At 68.3% G+C, this 18,279-nt stretch carries 12 protein-coding genes; 7 read left to right on the top strand and 5 right to left on the bottom strand.

What is annotated here, in order from left to right:
- Positions 1-369: 369 nt before the first annotated feature.
- From J3U95_RS17440 to J3U95_RS17465, 6 genes are all read left to right on the top strand, one after another.
- Positions 370-1,098 (top strand): GntR family transcriptional regulator, encoded by a 729-nt coding sequence (locus J3U95_RS17440; RefSeq protein WP_208279934.1) that lies wholly within the window; start codon positions 370-372, stop codon positions 1,096-1,098.
- Between the two features lie 125 nt (positions 1,099-1,223).
- Positions 1,224-1,424: a hypothetical protein gene (locus J3U95_RS17445; protein WP_208279935.1), complete on the top strand. Its 201-nt coding sequence runs from the start codon at positions 1,224-1,226 to the stop codon at positions 1,422-1,424.
- A gap of 126 nt (positions 1,425-1,550) precedes the next feature.
- Entirely contained in the window at positions 1,551-2,759 is a 1,209-nt protein-coding gene (locus J3U95_RS17450; protein WP_208279936.1) for a hypothetical protein, read from the top strand.
- A 5-nt stretch (positions 2,760-2,764) separates the two neighbouring features.
- A complete protein-coding gene (locus tag J3U95_RS17455) occupies positions 2,765-4,684 on the top strand; it encodes a phospholipase D-like domain-containing protein (RefSeq protein WP_208279937.1) in 1,920 nt (639 codons plus the stop codon).
- Positions 4,671-8,363, top strand: a complete 3,693-nt coding sequence (locus J3U95_RS17460) for a DEAD/DEAH box helicase family protein (RefSeq protein WP_208279938.1) — start codon at positions 4,671-4,673, stop codon at positions 8,361-8,363. Before J3U95_RS17455 ends, J3U95_RS17460 begins: the two co-directional genes overlap by 14 nt.
- Entirely contained in the window at positions 8,363-9,481 is a 1,119-nt protein-coding gene (locus J3U95_RS17465; RefSeq protein WP_208279939.1) for a hypothetical protein, read from the top strand. Before J3U95_RS17460 ends, J3U95_RS17465 begins: the two co-directional genes overlap by 1 nt.
- A gap of 15 nt (positions 9,482-9,496) precedes the next feature.
- Here J3U95_RS17465 and J3U95_RS17470 read toward each other — a convergent pair whose 3' ends face one another.
- Both J3U95_RS17470 and J3U95_RS17475 read right to left on the bottom strand, forming a co-directional pair.
- Complete coding sequence (locus tag J3U95_RS17470) at positions 9,497-12,343, bottom strand: TonB-dependent receptor (RefSeq protein ID WP_208279940.1); 2,847 nt, start codon at positions 12,341-12,343, stop codon at positions 9,497-9,499.
- Between the two features lie 250 nt (positions 12,344-12,593).
- Entirely contained in the window at positions 12,594-13,496 is a 903-nt protein-coding gene (locus tag J3U95_RS17475; RefSeq protein WP_208279941.1) for an MBL fold metallo-hydrolase, read from the bottom strand.
- A gap of 240 nt (positions 13,497-13,736) precedes the next feature.
- Between J3U95_RS17475 and J3U95_RS17480 the strand changes: the two genes are divergently transcribed.
- Positions 13,737-14,174: an FKBP-type peptidyl-prolyl cis-trans isomerase gene (locus J3U95_RS17480; RefSeq protein WP_109347608.1), complete on the top strand. Its 438-nt coding sequence runs from the start codon at positions 13,737-13,739 to the stop codon at positions 14,172-14,174.
- A gap of 14 nt (positions 14,175-14,188) precedes the next feature.
- Here J3U95_RS17480 and J3U95_RS17485 read toward each other — a convergent pair whose 3' ends face one another.
- The 3 genes from J3U95_RS17485 to J3U95_RS17495 form a co-directional block, all read right to left on the bottom strand.
- Positions 14,189-14,911, bottom strand: a complete 723-nt coding sequence (locus J3U95_RS17485; protein ID WP_208279942.1) for a GntR family transcriptional regulator — start codon at positions 14,909-14,911, stop codon at positions 14,189-14,191.
- Positions 14,912-15,065: 154 nt separating this feature from the next.
- Positions 15,066-16,427: a glucarate dehydratase gene (gene gudD, locus J3U95_RS17490; protein WP_208279943.1), complete on the bottom strand. Its 1,362-nt coding sequence runs from the start codon at positions 16,425-16,427 to the stop codon at positions 15,066-15,068.
- 11 nt (positions 16,428-16,438) lie between these two features.
- Positions 16,439-18,271, bottom strand: a complete 1,833-nt coding sequence (locus J3U95_RS17495) for a glycoside hydrolase family 2 protein (protein WP_208279944.1) — start codon at positions 18,269-18,271, stop codon at positions 16,439-16,441.
- Positions 18,272-18,279 lie beyond the last annotated feature (8 nt).

Here is an 18,279-nt window from a genome sequence, read left to right on the forward strand (position 1 = left end):
TTCTGATTTGCGAGACGGGCGCGGCGGGATACCTTGATTTGACTGGGTCGCTCGCATCGGCCCCATGTTTATAGTCGCTGGGAAATGCGGACCCACCCTTCGCTTGAATGGCAGAAAAATGCGATAGCGTGTCGGAGCCCCGACGTGGCGGGCGCGCGCCACGAGCGACGCCTTTGACACTTGGTCAAATCGAATGGCGGCAGATGCCAGGCCTCGTTGCGCACCCAGCTTTGTTGCAGAAATGAAACATGCAGCAGCACCCGCCTATGCATGACAGATCATTATTTTCGAGAAGTTAAGGCTGCTTTCAGCTATGCAAATACGGCCGAATGATAAAATTCCTCCAAAACTATGGAAGTGGAGACACTGATGCAAGACTCGAAAGGTGATCCAGCTTCGGATCGCGGCGTAGCAGCGCCCGCTCTCCCGAAGCTGGCCCGGCAGCACCTGCACGACACGGTGGTTTCCCACCTGCGCCGGATGATCGTCGAGTCTGTGTTCCCTCCCGGAATGAAACTCAACGAGCGCGAACTGTGCGAAACCATGGGCATTTCGCGCACGCCCTTGCGCGAAGCGTTGAAAGCGCTGGCCGCCGAGGGCCTGATAGAGATTTCGCCGAATCGCGGCGCGTCGGTCTACAAGATGTCGCAGCAAGAAGTCTGGGAGACCTTCGAATTCGTCAGCGGCCTCGAAGCCCTCGCGGGCGAACATGCCTGCGAACGGATCACGCCCGAGGAAGTCGCCGAGATCCGGGCGCTGCACGATGCGATGCTGACCTGCCGCGAACAGGGCGACCTGCCCGGCTACTACAGCCGCAACCAGGCGATCCACAACAAGATCTCCGAAGCCGCGCGTAACTCGGTCCTCCACCACACTTACCTGAACATGAACCGGCGGCTGCAGTCCTTGCGGCTCAAGTCCAATATCGTCCCCGAAAAATGGGACCAGGCCATCGAAGAACACCGCCAGATGATGGAGGCGCTCGAGGCCCGCGACGGCAAGCGCCTGGCGGCGATCCTCTCGCTGCACTTGCTGGACAAGCGTAATTCGGTGATGGAGATGGTGGCCGACGCCGCGCCACCACGCAAGGTGTCCTGACCCGCCCTGCGTTACGACCGGCGGCGGACCGCAGCAGGCCGCCGCCGTGTAAGCAATTCCCCCGCGCGACGCAATCCGTCGCATCCACATGGACACTATGGGCTTTCCCAGCACAGGAACCCGCCATGTCCCGCCAGATCCTCAAGGATGCGCGCCACCGCATCATCGGCTACATCGACACCGCTCCCGACGGCCGCCAGACCGGCCGCGACGAACGCCTGCGCATCGTCGCCCATTACGATCCACGCTCGAACATTACCAGGGACGAACGGCTGCGCAACGTGGGCTACGGCAACCTCATCGCCTCGCTCATCGGCCGCGGCTGAACCACCTCGAGGACTGTCCAAAAAGAACTGGAACATGCTACAGTTTAGTTTCAATTTGGAAATTCCAGTATCGCTCCGCGCCCTCTTCCCGACCAAGCCCGCTGGCCTCCGGCCGCCATCCTTTTCATGCTCACCATTTTTTCCGCCTTCGACGAACGCGCCCGTCCCAAGGGTTCGCGCGACCCACTGGGCGCCGAGGCCACCTGGAGCCATATGGGCCGCAAGCTCGTCGGCAACCTGACGACCGTGACCAGCAGCCTCGACAACTTCATCGTCGCCCTGCTGTGCTGCGAGTTCGCCAACCTCCCGGCCAGGGAGGCCGACGTGCAGGAGCGCTATCTGCGCTGCGAGCAGATGGGCGCCTACCTGCGGCTGGCCCAGCGCGAGGTCAACAACGGCCTGCTGGGCGTGAGCCGAGCACGCAGCAACTTCGCGACCGGGAGCGTCCGCCTCGGCAAGGGTGAAGACGCCCAGTTGCTGGCCGACCAGGCCGGCTACGGCCTGTGGGGCCTGTACTCGACGGCGCTTGAAAGCGTCGGCCTGATCGAGGGTCACCGGCGCCGGCCGACGGTCGCCGGCAAGGCCCTGCTGGGCCGGATCGTCGCCAGCTTCGGCGACGACCACTGGAACACGCTGGCCTTGCTGGCCTCGCGCGAGCAGGTCGGCAAGGCGGAGATCGTACGGCTGGCGCCGGCCTTCGACGCCATGCTGCGCGACCCGGCGCTGCGCGCGGCCGCGGTCGAGGCCCTGCTGGCGCGGCAAAAGGATTGCGTGCTCCAGGGCGAGCTGTATGCGCTGGCCACCGCCTACCTGGACGCCAACGGCGAGGACAGCCTGGACCTGTTCCGCGCCTGGCTGCTCGGGGAGAGCGACGCCAGTCCGCAGATGCTTGCGGTCATGACCCAGATCCATGAGCTCGATCCCGTACTGAGGCGCGCCGACCAGGCCATGAGCTGGCTGCAATCGCACGCCGACACCCCGTTGCAGAAGCTGGCCGGCGAGCTGGCCCCTGCCCTGGTCGGCATCGCGCCAGGCGACAGTTGGCGCCAGCTGCCCGAGCTCCCGCACCGCGACTTTCTTGCGGACTTCCATGACGCCTGCGTCGCCGGCCGCCCCAAGGACGTGATCCACGCGGTCCTGGCCCAGAACAAGCGGGTCATGGCCCTGCGCGGCGGTGCGGCCTGGGTCGAGATCGACACCGGCCAGCGGCTCGTGGTCCGCGTGCGCAGCGACAGCCCGCGGGGACTGCAAGCATTCGCTGTCGGCGACGGCGGCTGGCATCACAGCTACTTCCTCGCCTCCTTCCTCACCATCGCCAGCCAGGGCCGCCAATGAGGCACATGACCATCAGCGAAGGCTTCCAGGCGGCGATCAAGGGCCGTCCGGTGACGCGCGCCTTCTTTTCCACGTACTGCCTGGAACCGGATTTCTTCGAGCTGGAAGTGCTGCCGCTGCTGCTGGACAGTCCGGGACTGTCGAGCGCCGAGCCGCTGCGCTACCAGCAGCTGCAGGCGCTGATGGGCGCCAGCGGCGGACGCTTCGGGGTCGCCTACGACGCGCCGGTGTTCACGCCGACCCAGGCCGCGCGCCTGGAAGTCGACTACCTGCCGCTGCAGGTCGACGGCGCCTGCCACCATGCCAAGCTGGCCCTGATCGAAGTCGACGACGGCGGACGGCCCGCGCTGGTCGTCTGCGCGGGGTCCTTCAACCTGTCCAAGGCCGGCTGGTGGGAGAACATCGAGGTGGGGCACTGGGTCGAACTGAACGCCGACGCCGCTCCCTCCAACATCCTCGGCCCCCTGCGCGCGGCCGTCGACTGGTACCTGGCGCAGGGCGCCCTGCCGGTGCTGGAAGCCTTGCGCGCGCTGCTCGCGCAATGGTCGCCCTCCGCGCCGCATCCGGGCTGCAGCCTGTATTTCTCGCTGCCGCATGCCGGCGCCTTCCCCGACTTCCTGGCGCCGGTGGCGCACGGCGCGCTGGAAATCGTCAGTCCCTATTTCGCCCAGGACCACGACAACGCACGCATCCTCGCCTTCCTGCAGCGCTTCGCGCGCGGCGTGACGCTGCTGCTGCCGCGCGACGTCAACCTGGTGGCGACGGTCACCGAAGACTTTTACAGCGCAATGCAACGTCACCTGCGCTGGTGCGACTGGCATCCCGCGGTCCGCAAGGCGTTCAAGCTGCCGGACGCCGCCAGCCCCGAGGAACGCGGCTATCGCAAGCTGCATGCCAAGATCTATGGCGGCAACGACTGGCTGTTCGTCGGTTCCGTCAATTTCAGCCACCAGGCGATGTTCGCCAACGTCGAAGCGGGCTTCCTGCTCACCGGCCTCGATCGCAGCGCCCTGTTGGGCAAGGAAGCCGGCGCGCAAGGCTATGCCGAATCGATGGCGCTCGAAGCACCGACGCCGCAAGAGGGTGAGCTGCGCTTCCCGCCCGTATTCCTGGCCTACGACTGGCTCGCGGGACGACTGGAAGCGCGCTGCCCACGCAGCGGCGTCCTGTTCCTGCACCGCCGCGAGGGTGGCGAGCCCTTGCAGGTGGTGCTGCACGGCGAGACCGCCTGGCTCGACTCCCCCTTTTTGCGCGAGCAGCTGCGCCACACCTCGCTGGTGCGCGCGCACTGGCAGGCAGAGGGCAAGTCCAGCGCGGAGCGCGACCTCATGGTCACCCAGCGCCACGTGTACTGCCGCCCCAGCATCCTGCCGCCCCTGAGCCTGCAGGAAGTGCTGCGCATCCTGCAAGAGATGCACCCGGCCAGCCGCGCCGCCGCCTACGCCGGCCTGATGGCCCGGCTGCAGCGCCGCATCGGCTCCCTGGACGACAGCCTCGAGTTCCTGCCGTCGCTGCCCGATGCGGCCGTGGAAGACAGCTTCTTCGCCGAGTTCTCGCAGGTGAACGGGGCCTTCTGGCGCCTGGGGCGGCGCCTGGCGACGCATCCGCGCGAGCTGGCCTATTACCTCGACGGCGACCAGCCCGACTCGTTGCGCGGCATCCTGCGCGCGCTGGACGAGCCGGCGCCGGATGCCGCGTCCAACCCGGTGGTGCGCTACCTGACCCTGCTCGGCATGGACGAGCTGCTCGCCCTCCACGCGCGCGGCGACGGCGCGCTGGCCGCATCGGTGCGCGAGCGCATCCGGGCCGAGGAAGACGGACCGGCCTTCGCCGCGATCGAAGACCGGGAAAAATTCCTGGGCTGGATCAAGCGCATGTTCATCCTTCCCGTACCGGCCAGCCAGGAGCCCCATGCAGACCATTGACCTGTCGATTGCCCGGCAGCTGATCGACTTCGGCGGCAGCGCCGACGTCTCCAAGGACCTGGCCTGCCAGCAGCTGAAGGGCGCGGTCGCCCTGCACAATATGCTGGCGCACCATGGCGTGGCCTACCTGGCCGACGAAGTCGGGATGGGCAAGACCTATATCGGGCTGGGCGTGGTGGCCATGATGCGCCGCTTCAAGCCCGACCTGCGCGTGCTCTACCTGCTGCCCAAGAATAATGTGCGCGACAAATGGCACAAGGACTACCACAGCTTCATCAAGACCAATTACCACCACCGCGACGGCATCGTGAAGGGCTTCGGCCAGGCGCCCGCCGCGCCCTACCGCAACTGCGAATCGCTGGCCGACCTGTTCCAGGCGGTGGCGACCGACAGCGCGCGCGACTACTTCATCTGCACCACGGCCTTCAGCCTGGCGCTCAGCAACAGCATCGATCAGTTGGGCGCGGCGCTCGACGTGTTCGCGCACAGGCTGCCCCAGCACGGCGCGCAGGTGGAGGTCATGCGCGCCGAGTTGGCCCGCTTGCCCGACACACCGGCCGCGATCCGCGATTTCAAGCGCCGGCTCAAGGAGCAATGGGCGCTGGCCCTGCACCGCATGCTGCCGCGTTTCAACCTGGTGCTGGTCGACGAAGCGCACAACTACCGCCATGGCGTGGAAAGCTCGGACCGCAACCAGCTGCTGTCGATGATCCTGGAAGACAAGCTGGACCGCCTGTTGCTGCTGTCGGCCACGCCGTTCGAACGCGAGGTAGGCGAGCTGCAGCGCCAGATGGCGCTGTTCGGCAAGCGGCCCGATCTCGCGCTGCCTGCACGGCCCCAGTGGCATGACGTCCACCGGGTGCTGGCCCCGTTCACCGTTCGGCGCCTGAATTCGCTCACCCTCGGCGGCAAGCGGCACACCCGCAACCTGTACCGCGTCGAGCACCGCAGCGGCGAACGGGCCGAGGTCAGGCTCGGGATCGAGCAGCAGCTGTTCTCCGCCGTGCTGCAGAAGAAGGTCGGCCAGGTCGTCAACGATGGCCACCACGGCAAGTTCGAGCTGGGGATGCTGGCCTCGTTCGAGAGCTACCGGCCCAACGCGTACCACGAGCGCGACCGGTTCGATGGCGACGACGACGACGCCGGCAGCGAACGCGATGCGGCCGACCGCGGCATCGTCGACTTCATGGTGACCGATTTCTGCAAGACCTTCGAGCGCTTCCCGCCCCATCCCAAGATGGACGAGGTGGCGCGCCAGGCGCACCAGGCCTCGGTCGAACGCAACAAGAAATCGCTGCTGTTCGTGCGCCGCGTGGCCAGCGTCGGCGAGCTGAAGGCCAAGCTGGAAGAGTCATACAACGCCTGGCTGGCGCGCTACCTGGCGCCGGACGCCGCGGTCCACGCCTGGCTGGCGCGCTACAACGAAGAAGCCAAGCTGCGCGACCGCCACCGGCTGGACGACGGCCAGGAGCACGGCGACCCGAACACCTTCTTTTCCTGGTTCTACCGTGGCGACGTCCCGGGCATGAACCTGAGCCCAACCCCGCCCAACCTGCGCCACACCCTGCTGGTGGGCGCCATGTTCGAGATCGACTGGTCCACCCTGCCCGGCATGCCGGCGCCACGCAGTCTCGACTGGCGCCGCCTGGACACGGTGCTGGCCCTGCCGGCCAGTCCCGAGCCGCGCCAGCTCGCCGCACGCGCCCAGCACGCCTACCTGTCCTGCGTGGCCGCCGGCGGCGATCCGGCCCAGCAACGGGTCGCGCGGCGCGTGCTCGGCGTCGTCTTCGGGCACGCCACTACCCAGGCAGCGGCCGGTCCGGTCGACCATGCGGACGAGCTGGGCCGGCGCGGCATCTGGACGACGCTGCGCTCCCAGGCCGCGCTGGCGAGTCTGGCGCCGGCCTGGGACGGCGCCGCCTTCGCGGCCATCGCAGCCGAGGGCGAGGCAGCCGGGGAGGCGGCCACGCGCCTGGTGCGCCGCCATCTGGTGCACGCCAGCCTGTTCGCGGCGCTGTGCCGCCTGGACCATCCTTTCATCGACCTGTATGCGCTGCGCGCGCGTCGCGACGGCGCCAGGGACATGACGGCCGACGAGCAGATGACGGCCGCCTTCTGCGCGCTGCTGGCGCGCCAGGCGACGCAGCCCGGCTTCAGCTCGTTCACGGTGCTGCGCGACCTGACCGCCCAGCTCGACCTGATCCTCAAGCAGAACTTCGAAGAGATCGACGACAAGCAGCCGGGCGAGCTGCCGACCTATATCGCCAAGCAGCTGCACCCGCTGGCGCCGGTGGCCGGCGCGACCGGCGCCAACGCCGCCAGCCGCTCGGCGATCGCCCGCAAGTTCCGCATGCCGGGCTACCCGCGCATGCTGGTCTCGACCGACGTGTTCCAGGAAGGCGAAGACCTGCACACTTTCTGCGACAACGTGATCCACTACGGCATCTCGGCCAGCCCGATCGCGCTGGAACAGAAGGTCGGCCGGGTCGACCGCATCGGCTCCCTGGCGCATCGCGCGATGCAGGCGGCCGGCGACGGCTATCGCGAGCACTTCATCCAGGTCAGCTTCCCCCACATCCGCCAGAGCCTCGAATTCCTGCAGGTGCGCGCGGCCGCCCACAACCTGAACGGGTTCCACCAGTCGCTGCAGCGGGTCGAGGGTAGCCAGGCCGCGGGCGACTCCAGCATCGACCTGGCGCAAGGCCTGCTGGACACCGACGGCATCCCGCCGGCCATCGCCACCGCGCTCGAGAGTCCATTCACCATCCCGCCCGCCTTGCTCGCCGGCGCGGCGCGACCGGACCTGGAGGCCGGACTGCAGCTGCTCGACGCGCGCCGCTGCCATTGCCGCAAGCTGGTCGGCGCCAGGCTGGGCAGGCACGCCGGCATGCACCTGGCGCCGATCGAAACGGCGGGAGAAATCCGGTGGGAGCTGGACGGCGGCTCCACGGTCGTGCTGCGCGGCGCCCAGGACAATGGCCAACTGATTCTTGGCGCCAGCCGTGCGGCGCGGTTGACGGTCGATGGCGGATCGCTCGCGCCGGCGCAGTTGCTGGATCGCCTGCGCACGCTGCAGGCCGATCCGGCGCTGCGCCTGCAGTCCGTGGACACGAGCAAGGGCGAGCTGCTCGCCAACGCCGAGATCTATGCCGGCGGCGCCGGCATCCTCGGCGAATGCGAGGTCGATGACCTCCTTGCGCGCCTGGCGGGCCCCGGCAAACCGGCCGGCACGACCGACCCGGGGGCGCGTAGCCGGGTGCAGGCACTCCTGGCCGGCCTGTGCGGCCGCCATGGCGTCTACGAGGTCATCCATGGCGAAGGCGACGCGCTCGACTACGCCTTTCCCTTCGAAGAAGGCCGGCAACGCATATTCTGGGAGCTGCACGGCGGCTACGTGCTCGTGCAAGCCCAGGTATTGGCGCCGCGGCAGGTCCTGGCGCTGGCCCACCACCCCGCGCACCTGCTGGACCATACCGTGGGACGCAACCGCCGCTTCGACGTGGTCGATTTCCACATCGACGCCGATGCCGGCCTGTCGGTGCGGGCCCTGCATCCGCTGGGCCACCTGAACCACGAAGAACTCGATTTCATCTGCCACCAGGTGGCCGCCAACGCGCGGCGCCTGCGCCAGGTGCTGGCCAATCCCGGCGCCGCCGCTCCATCCACACAGGAAGAATAATGTCGCACACCCCCTGGTACCTCCCCCTCGAAAGCTGCCGCACGCTGGACCAGATCGGCGCGCTCTGGCACGACCTGCTCGAGGCGGACCGGTCCGGCCCCACCTGGCCCGAGCCGCGCTACGCCGACGCCATGCTGCAGTTCGCCGGCATGAGCAGCCTGCCGCCACGACTCAAGCTGGGCGCCCTGCTCGCCTGGGGCTCGGCCTTCGACGTCGACCTGCGGCTGGCGCTCGGCGCGCTGATCGAGGCGGTCCTCGAGGCAGACCAGCCCTGGCCCGATGCGGTTGCCGCCTCGGTGTCCGACAACGGCGCGGCCCTGCTGCTGGAAACGGCCGATCCCTGGCTCGGCGCCTTCATTGCAGGGCGCATGGCCGGGCTGCGTGAAACCTTCGTCCACGATGGCGTGCGTCCCGACGCCTGGCAAGCCGCATTCTGGCAGCGCTTTCTCGAGATGGCCTGCCGCCACGGCGACGTCGAGGCGGTGCGGCGCGCCCTTGAACAGGGCGCCGATCCGCTGGCCGATGGCGGCGCTTCCATCGCCTCGGCAGCGGCTGCCAACGTCGACGCGGTGCTGGCCTGCCTGCTCGAACACGCCGGCGACGCACGGCAGCCGGTGCTGGAGATCGCCTTCCCCGCCGCGGCTGTGGCGAACGGCACGGCCACCCTGGCCTTCCTGCTGGCGCAAGGGGTGGACATGGCCGACACGGGCAGCGCTGCGCTGGCCGCGGCGGCGCGCCATCTCGCCATCGAGGCCTTCGAATGGCTGCTGGAACACGGCGCCGACGCCCGCGACAAGACCGTCCTGGCGGCGGCCGCGGCGACGCTGGACGAGACGATGGTCGAGCTGGCGCTGGCCGCGAGTGCGGGCGTGGACGGCAGCGCGCTGCCCGCATTCCTCGCGGCCCTCGACAGCTCGCCCTGGGAGCTGTATTCGGTGGAGACCGAATTCTTCGACTGGCGGGTGGATGTCCTCGCGCTGCTGCTGCGCCATGGCGTGCGGCCAGACGCCGGCGAACTGGCCGCCGCGCTGCACGGCGACGAGCGCCGCCGCGAGGTGATGCAGGCGCTGCTGGAACGCGACGACGCCGGGGAACCCGGCCTGTCCCTGCCGGAATAGGCCTTTACATCGCGCTTACATCCGGAACCGCAGGCTCAGGCCATAGGTCGTCGGGTTGTAGCGCACGTCGCGCGGCATGTATTCGCCCAGCGAGCTCTCGAACTTGGCCTTTGTCAGGTTGATCGCGTCGAACTGCAGCGAGACCTTGTCGTTGATCTCGTAGCCGATGCTCAGGTCGACGAAGGTCGCCGCCTTGACCACGCGGTCCTGGTTGAACGGCGCTTCGGCGATCTGCTCGACGTAGTCGCCGCGGCGGGTCGCTGCCAGGCGGCCGGTGATGCCGTTGCCCTCGTACAGGAGCGCGAAGTTGTAGCTCTTCTTGGCCACGCCGGTCAGCGGCGTGGTGGTGTAGGTATCGCTGTCGAAGGCGGTGCGGCTCTGGTTCTCGCCGTCGATCCAGGTGTAGTTGGCCTGGGCGCCGAAGTTGGCCCATGGGCCGGGCAGGAAGTCGAAGAACTTCTGGACCCCGAACTCGGCCCCGCGCAGCCGGCCCTTGCCCGAGTTCTGAGGACGCGTCACGCGATAGACCTGGCCGTCGATGACTTCGTCGCGGGTGAAGCTCTGCTCGTAGCCGTCGATGTCGCGGTGGAACAGCGCGACCTGGGCGAAGCCGTTCTTCTGGAAGTAGTATTCGAGCGTGGCGTCGATATTGGTCGAGCGGGTCGGCTCCAGGTAGGGGTTGCCGGCGCTGCCGCTGCCCGGCACGTTGACGGTCGACGGCACCAGGGTCAGGGCCGGATTGAGCGTGCCGAAGTTCGGCCGGGTGATGGTCTTGCCGACCGAGAAGTGCGACTGCAGGTCTTCGGTCCAGCCGACCACCGCCGACGCGCTCGGCAGGTAATTGGTTTCGTAGGTCGACAGGTCGACGTTCGACACCTCGTCGCCGATCCGGGTCATGCCGCTCAGCTCACGATTGAGGCGCACCACGCGCCCGCCGATCTCGCCCTTGACGTCGATGCCGCCCGGGTTGGCGGCCCAGCGCGCGGCCAGGTACAGGGTGGCATTGCGCTCGCGCTGGTCGAACATGCGGCCCGGGTCGTCCGGCACGCGGCCGCTGGCCGCGCCGTACAGGTTGCGCACGGCGTCGGCATTGTCGATCAGGTAGTCGGATGACGGGCCGTACCAGGCGCCGCCCAGGCGGTCGAGGCCCGGCACCAGCGCCTGGAACGACGGGCCGAGGGCGCCAAGGGCGTTCGGGCGCTCGCCCGAGAAATCGGCGTGGCCTTCGGCGCCGTGGTAGCTGGCCTTGCGCGCGGACAGGCGCAGGCCGCCCGTCAGGGCCGTGAAGAAGCCGTCGCCGCCCAGGCGATAGGTGGCGTCGGTGCGCCATTGCAGCTGGCTGCCGGCCTGCTCGTTCCAGTTCTGCACCAGGCCGCGCAGCACGAAGTTGCGCGGGTCCTGCAGCGCATTGGCGCCGCTGCCCGGCAGCGTGACCGCATTGAAGCCGCCGTGGCCGTCGGCGCCGTAGGAATACACGCTGGCGCTCGCGCCCGGCACCTGCTGGTCGACGATCACCGTGTCGTTGACGAATTTGGAGCGGGTATAGCCGAACTGCGAATCGACGCTGAGCGGGCCATCGTTGTACTTCAGGCCGAGGTTCAGGTAGTGGGTGGTGGTGCGCTCGTTCTGGCCCCAGGTGCTGGTGGCCGAATACGGATCCCAGTCGTAGGCATTGCCGAACTGTGACGCCGGCGCGCTGGCGGCAAGGATCGGGCAGATCGCGCCCTGCGGCGTCGCGCAGGCACTGCCTTGCGGCGCCAGCACCACGTCGGTCAGGCGCGGCGCCCAGGTGGTGTTGCTCATCACGTAGTTGACGCCGGTGCGGCCCTGGTAGCCCATGCCCAGGTACTGGGCGCTGGCCGTCAGGCGCGGATTGACCTTCCATTGGAAGGCGCCGTGCACGCTCTGGCGCTCGCGCTGGCCGGCGTTATAGATGCCGCCGATGTTCGGCAGCTGGCCCAGCACGTCGCCCGGCGCGGCCGGAGAATACGGGCCGACGTTGCCGAGGCGGGTCGCGCTGCCGTCCGGGCTCACCGAGAACACATTGTCGGGACGGTCGACGTATTGCACCGGGAAGGCCCAGTTGTCGCGGTTGACGGCGACGTCGAACAGCGCGCCCATCTCGCCGAAGTCGGTGTTCCAGCGGTTGCTGACCAGGAAGCCGCCGCCCGGGCTGTGCTTGTCCGAGGTGTTGCCGCTGCCGCTGGTCTGGTTCACGCGGTCCTCGACGTAGCCGGTGGCGGTGAAGCCCTTGTTGTCGAACGGCGCGCGCAGGCGGATGTTGACGGCGCCCGCGATGCCGCCCTCGAACTGGTTGGCAGTGGCCGATTTATAGACTTCCATGCCGGCGATCGACTGGACCGGCAAGTCCTGGTAGGACAGGCGGCGGCCGGCGGCGGTGAAGATCTCGTTGCCGTCGAGCGTGGTGGCGACGTCCGGCAGGCCGCGGATGATCACGGTGCTGGTTTCGCCGCGGTCGCGCCCCACCTGCACGCCGGCCACGCGCTGCAGCGCATCGCCCGCCTGGCGGTCGGGGAATTTGCCGATGTCGTCGGCATTGATGGCGTCCACCACCTGCGGGGCGTCGCGCTTGATGTCTTCGGCCGAGCGCAGGCTCTGGCGCAGGCCGGTGACCTGGATCACGGCGGCGGCCGGCACGGCCTGGGCCGGCGGCGCAGGTGGCGCGGCTGGAGCGGCGGGGGTGGCAGGGGCGGCTGGAGAGGATTCGGTGGCCGGTGCGGCCTGTTCGGTGGCGACTGCGGCGGCCTCGGTCTCGGCGGCGGTTTGCGCCAGGGCTGGCGCGCCATAGGCCGACATCAGCATGATGGCGGCGCAGATCGGCTTGACTTTCAATCGGGTCATTCACTCTCCAATTCTGTGATTCGGGCTTGCGTGCACGTGCCCCGGACATGCCGGGTCGCGCCCTCTGATACCAGGCTTAACGCTCTGCCATGTCATTCCGTTGACATAAATACACAAAATATTTCACACATCTTTCTACAGGCGACTCCGGATGAGCGTACATACGCAAAAAAAGCCCGCCGAAGCGGGCTTGTTGATGCCAGATGTCGAATCCGATGTTTCTTGACGTTTACTGGCCGGTGCGGACGACTCAGTGGTCCCAGAACACCGGCGCCCAGCGGAAAGTATCGCCGTCACGCGCCACCCGGCCTACCGACGGGAACGGCAGGTGAGTCGCCACCAGCAGGCCGCCGTTGTCCGCCAGTTCGCCGAACAGCGCGATGCGCACACGGGTCGACTCCTCGGGATCGTGTTCGAAGCCGTTGTGCCAGTCGGGATGGTCGAAGCCGACCGGGAACATGGCGTCGCCGGCGAAGGTCAGGCGCTCGCCATTGGAGTCGATATCGACCACGCAGTGGCCAGGCGTATGGCCGCCGGTGCGGCGCGCGACCACGCCCGGGGCCACCTCGTGCCGCTCCTCGAACACGTGGAGACGGTCGCGGTACTGCTCCATGAACTGGCGCGCGGTCGAGCGCAGCACGTCCGGCACCGGCGCCGGCATGTCGGTCTGGCTGAAGTCGGGCGTGTCCCAGAACGCCACCTCGGAGGCCGCCACGTGGATGCGCAGGTTCGGGTTCAGGCGTTCCTTGAGGCCGTCGACCAGCAGGCCGCCGATATGGTCCATGTGCATATGGGTGATCACTACGTCGGTGACGGAGGACAGGTCGATGCCGGCGGCTTCCAGGCGATGGGGGGTCTGGCCGGCGCGCGGGAAGCCGGGGAATTGCGAGCCCAGGCCGGTGTCGACCAGGATCACCTGCTCGCCGCTCTTGGCCACCAGCACGTTGAGCGGCCAGTCGAAGGCGTCCGGCGGCAGGAACATATGGTCCAGCCATACGGCCAGGGCGGCCGGGTCGGCGTTGGTGGCCATGGTCGCGGTGGGCAGCGGCAGCACGCCGTCGCTGACCACCAGCACGTCGATCCCGCCGACGCGCAGGGCGTAGCGCGACGGGACCAGTTCCTCGGGCTTGTTCGTATTGTCTCGGGCATTCATATTGACATCTCCTTGGTTGGCGGCCCTCCCATGCGGGCCTGGCCAGTCGGACGACCGGCAGCGAGATGTCATCGTATGCAGCGTGGGCGCCGGCCGATAGGCCTGCCGCTGTGCTCACGGTGTTGACTGAAACGCACCAAAACGACATGCTCGCCGATGCGCCGGTGTTGGCAGCGCGCGCGGCGCCATGTATGCTGCCGGGCATGCCATTCCGGCAACCACTACCAAAGAAAGAAGCCCATGAAACACTTGCTGTCCTCCTGCGTCCTCGGCCTGGGCCTGACCCTGGCGCTGGCCGGCTGCGACCGCGCCCCGGCGCCGCAGTCGGCCGCGTCCGCGGTCGCCTTCCAGAAGATCGATACCATCCCCGGCACCGGCAAGGAAGCCGTGGCCGGCGCCACTGCCGTCGTCAACTACACAGGCTGGCTGTACGAGCCGGGCAAGGAAACGCTGCGTGGAACGCAGTTCGACTCCTCGGCCGGCCGCGCGCCGTTCAGCTTCCAGCTGGGCGCAGGCCAGGTCATCCGCGGCTGGGACGAAGGCGTGCAAGGCATGAAGGTCGGCGGCAAGCGCACCCTGATCCTGCCGCCCGAGATGGGCTATGGCGCCGGCGGCGCCGGTCCGATTCCGCCGAATGCGAGCCTGATCTTCGACGTCGAACTGCTCGACGTACGCTGAATCGCGTCTGGCGCTCAGGCGGCCATCACCGGCGCGCCGTAGTCGAGCGGCAGCAGCAGGTCGGGATAGCGCGTGCGCAGCGCGTCGATCGCGCTGAGCGTTCCCGACAGGTGCCTGCGCACCATCTGCTGCGCCGCCACCGCGTCACCGCGCGCGATGGCCCCGGCGATCGCGCCGTGTTCGTCCAGGATCGACTGCGCCTTGCCGTTGAGCGGCAGGTGCAGGCGGCGCAGGCGGTCCAGGTTGCCGCTGCGGCTGCGCATCATCGACCACAGGTCCGGCACCGCCGCGGCGTGGTACAGGCAGCGGTGGAACTCCATGTCGACCTGGGTGAACGTGCCCAGGTCGCCCGACTCCAGGCTGGCGCGCTGGCGCTCGACCAGCGCGGTCAAGTTGCGCGCCAGGACCGGATCGGCATCCTGGGCCAGCACCTGCACCATCTCCAGCTCCACCGACAGGCGCAAGAAGTGCGCCTGCCTGGCCTGGGCCAGGTCGATGCGGCGCACCCGGGTCTGGTGCTGCGGGTAGATGTCGACCAGGTGCTCTTCTTCCAGGCGCAGCAGCGCCTCGCGCACCGGACTGGCCGACAGCTTGTAGAAGTCGCACAACTGGGGCCGCGCCAGCACCGTGCCCGGCTTGATGGCCAGGCTGACGATCAGTTCGCGCAGGTGCTCGAACACCTGGATGGTCGCGTTGCGCGAGCGGTCGAGGTGGAAGTTGTCGGCGGCGAAGTTCATGGTTCTGTCTCTCGTGGCTTGCGGGGCGAAAACGGCGCTGGTATTTCAATGTTCCAGCGCCTGCCATTGTTCCCCATCGGCGCCCCGCTGTCCGCCGCGCGCGCGAATCAATCACGATCATGATCGATCCGCGACGGTCGTCACCCGCGGCGCATCACCGTACCAGGCAAGGCCGTTTGTGGTCGAACTTCCACCCCGGCACCAGGAACTGCATCGCCGCCGCATCGTCGCGCGCGCCCAGGCCCATATTGCGGTAAGCCTGGTGCGCCGCCTCGAGGGCATCGGGATCGAGCTCGATGCCCAGGCCGGGACGCGAAGGCACCCGTACCTGGCCATCCGCGATGCGCAGCGGTTCCTTCGTCAGGGCCTGGCCGTCCTGCCAGATCCAGTGGGTGTCGATCGCCGTCACCCGGCCTGGCGCCGCCGCGCCCACATGGGTGAACATCGCCAGCGAGATGTCGAAGTGGGTGTTCGAATGCGAGCCCCAGGTCAGGCCGAACATCTCGCACAGCTGCGCCACCCGCACCGAGCCCTGCATGGTCCAGAAATGCGGATCGGCGAGCGGGATGTCGACCGACTGCAACTGCAGCGAGTGGGCCAGCTGGCGCCAGTCGGTGGCGACCATGTTCGTGGCGGTCGGCAATCCCGTGGCGCGCCGGAATTCGGCCATCACTTCGCGCCCCGAATAGCCGTTCTCGGCGCCGCACGGATCTTCGGCATAGGCCAGCACGGCGTGCTTGTCGCGGCACAGGCGCACCGCTTCATCGAGCGACCAGGCGCCATTCGGGTCGAGCGTGATGCGCGCCGCCGGGAAGCGTTCCTTGAGCGCCACCGCCGCCTCCATCTCGGCGGCGCCATCGAGCACCCCACCCTTGAGCTTGAAGTCTCGGAAGCCGTAGCGCGCCTGCGCCGCCTCGGCCAGGCGCACCACGCCCTCGGCATCCATCGCCTCTTCGTTGCGCAGGCGCAGCCAGGTGTCATCGGCGTCGGGCTCGGCGCGGTAGTCGAGCGTGGTGCGGCCACGGTCGCCGATATAGAACAGATAGCCGAGCATCGGCACCGCGTCGCGCTGCCTGCCCTCCCCCAGGAGGTTCGCGACCGGCACGCCCATGAATTGCCCCAGCAGGTCGAGCAGGCACGATTCGACGGCGGTCACGGCGTGAATGGTGGTGCGCAGGTCGAAGGTCTGCAGGCCGCGCCCGCCGGCATCGCGGCCGGCGAAGGCGCCGCGCATGGCGTTCAGCACCGCCTGGTAGTCGCCCAGCGGCCGGCCGACCACCAGCGCACGCGCCTCCTCGAGCGTGCGGCGGATCGCTTCGCCGCCCGGCACTTCGCCCAGGCCGGTGTTGCCGGCGCTGTCGGTCAGGATCACGACGTTGCGGGTGAACCAGGGCCCGTGGGCCCCGCTCAGGTTCATGAGCATGCTGTCGCGGCCGGCGACGGGAACGACGCGCATCGCGGTGACGACCGGCGCGCAGCCAGCGTGCAAGGGCACGGATGGTGAAGGATGAGTCATCGTGTGGGCGCTCATTTGCTGCGGTAATAGTCGGACAGGACGTCGAATGCCTGCTTTCGCACGCCCGTCTCGGACAGGATGCCCTTGCGGTTCCAGCCGTTCTGGAACACCGGGTGCTCGCGGCGCGGCGAGCGGAAGTCCTTCAGGATCCAGGGAGACAGGCCCCGCAGCGTCGGGATGCCCTCGGCCATGGCCAGCGTCTTGCGGTAGTACTGGGCCTGGTATTCCTCGGTGAACTTCTTGAGACCCTGGCCGCGGTGGCCGGCCAGCGCATCGGCGCCGAACTCGGACAGGATCAACGGACGCTCGCCCGGCACGTTCCAGCGCAGCTTCGCGATGCCGTCCAGCGTGTCGGGACCGTACCAGCCGGCATACACGTTCACCGCCAGCACGTCGAGCTTGTCGATCAGCGGATCCTGGATCTCCAGCACGTCGCCCTTGCGCTCGACCAGCAGCGCGGCGCTCACCAGCCGGGTCGGATCGAGCGCGCGCACATTGTCCGCCATGGTGCCATGGAAGCGCGTGCGCGATGGCGAGACCGGCGTCTCGTTACCGACGCTCCACAGGATCACCGAGGCCCGGTTGCGGTCGCGATAGATGGTTTCGGCCTGCATCACGAGCGCCTTGCGCAGCACGGCCGGGTTGTCCCAGTCGACGGTCCAGTAGACCGGGATCTCGCTCCACACCAGCAAGCCCATTTCGTCGGCCAGGCGCACCGTGGTCTCGGAATGCGGATAGTGCGACAGGCGCACGTAGTTGCCGTTCAGGCCGTGCTTGATCTCGTGCAGCAGCGCGCGCGACGCCTGCTCGGTCATATTGCGCGCCGGGTTCGGGCCGAACTCTTCCTCGTGCAGCGAAATGCCGCGCAAGAACAGCGGCTTGCCATTCAGGAGGATCTGGTTGCCCTTGACGGCGATGGTGCGGAAACCCATGCGGTCACGTACCTGGTCTCCGCCGGCAGAAAAGCGCACGTCGTACAGGGTCGGCTTCTCGGGCGTCCAGCGCTCCAGGCCCTTCGGCGCCGGCAGGTCGAGCAGCGCGCGGCCGTTGGCGTCGGTGGTGGCGCGCGCCGTGCCGAGCGCGCCGATCGCCACCTTCACCGCCTGGTTCGCGGCCTGCGGCCCCTGCAGCTGCACTTCGCCGGCGATGCGGCCGTCCGGCCGCAGGGTCAGCGTCGCGTCGTCGATGAAGGTCGCAGGCGTGGTGACCAGGCTGACCTTGCGGGTGATGCCGCCATACAGGTCCCAGTCGGTGATCGTGGTGGGGATCGACTGGGCGTCGTGGCTCGAATCGACCCCGACCACCAGCCGGTTCTCACCCGCACGCAAGGCTTCGGTCACCTCCAGCACGAAGGGCGTGAAGCCGCCCTCGTGGCGCCCCACTTCCTTGCCGTTGAGGTAGACGTAGGCACGGTAGTTGACCGCCTCGAAGCGCAGGAAAGAGCGCTTGCCGGCGTCGAGCCGCGCGTCGAACTTGCGCTGGAACCAGATCAGGCCATCGTAGTAGCGCAGCTCGGCCGCCGCCGCATTCCAGGCGCCGGGCACGTTGATGAGCGGGCCGCGGTCCATGTCGAACTCGTAGAAGTCGACGCCGCCCTTGGCTTCGACGGCGGCGACGTCGACGTCGCGCGAGCGCTGCATGCGCGACTTGGCCACCCAACCGTTGATGTCGGTCAGGCCGGTGCGGTACAGGTCTTTCGAATAGGTCCACTGGCCGGACAGGTCCTGGCTGTCGCGGTGCAGCGCGCCGGTGAGCAGGAAGGCGGGGCGCAGACTATCTGCCAGCGCCGGCTGGCAGGCCAGCGCGCCAACAAGAATCCAGAATGCCGTGATGAGTTTTTTCATGTGTTTGG

It is taken from the genome of Massilia oculi (assembly GCF_017582745.1).
GTDB classification, from domain to species: Bacteria; Pseudomonadota; Gammaproteobacteria; order Burkholderiales; family Burkholderiaceae_D; genus Telluria; species Telluria oculi_A.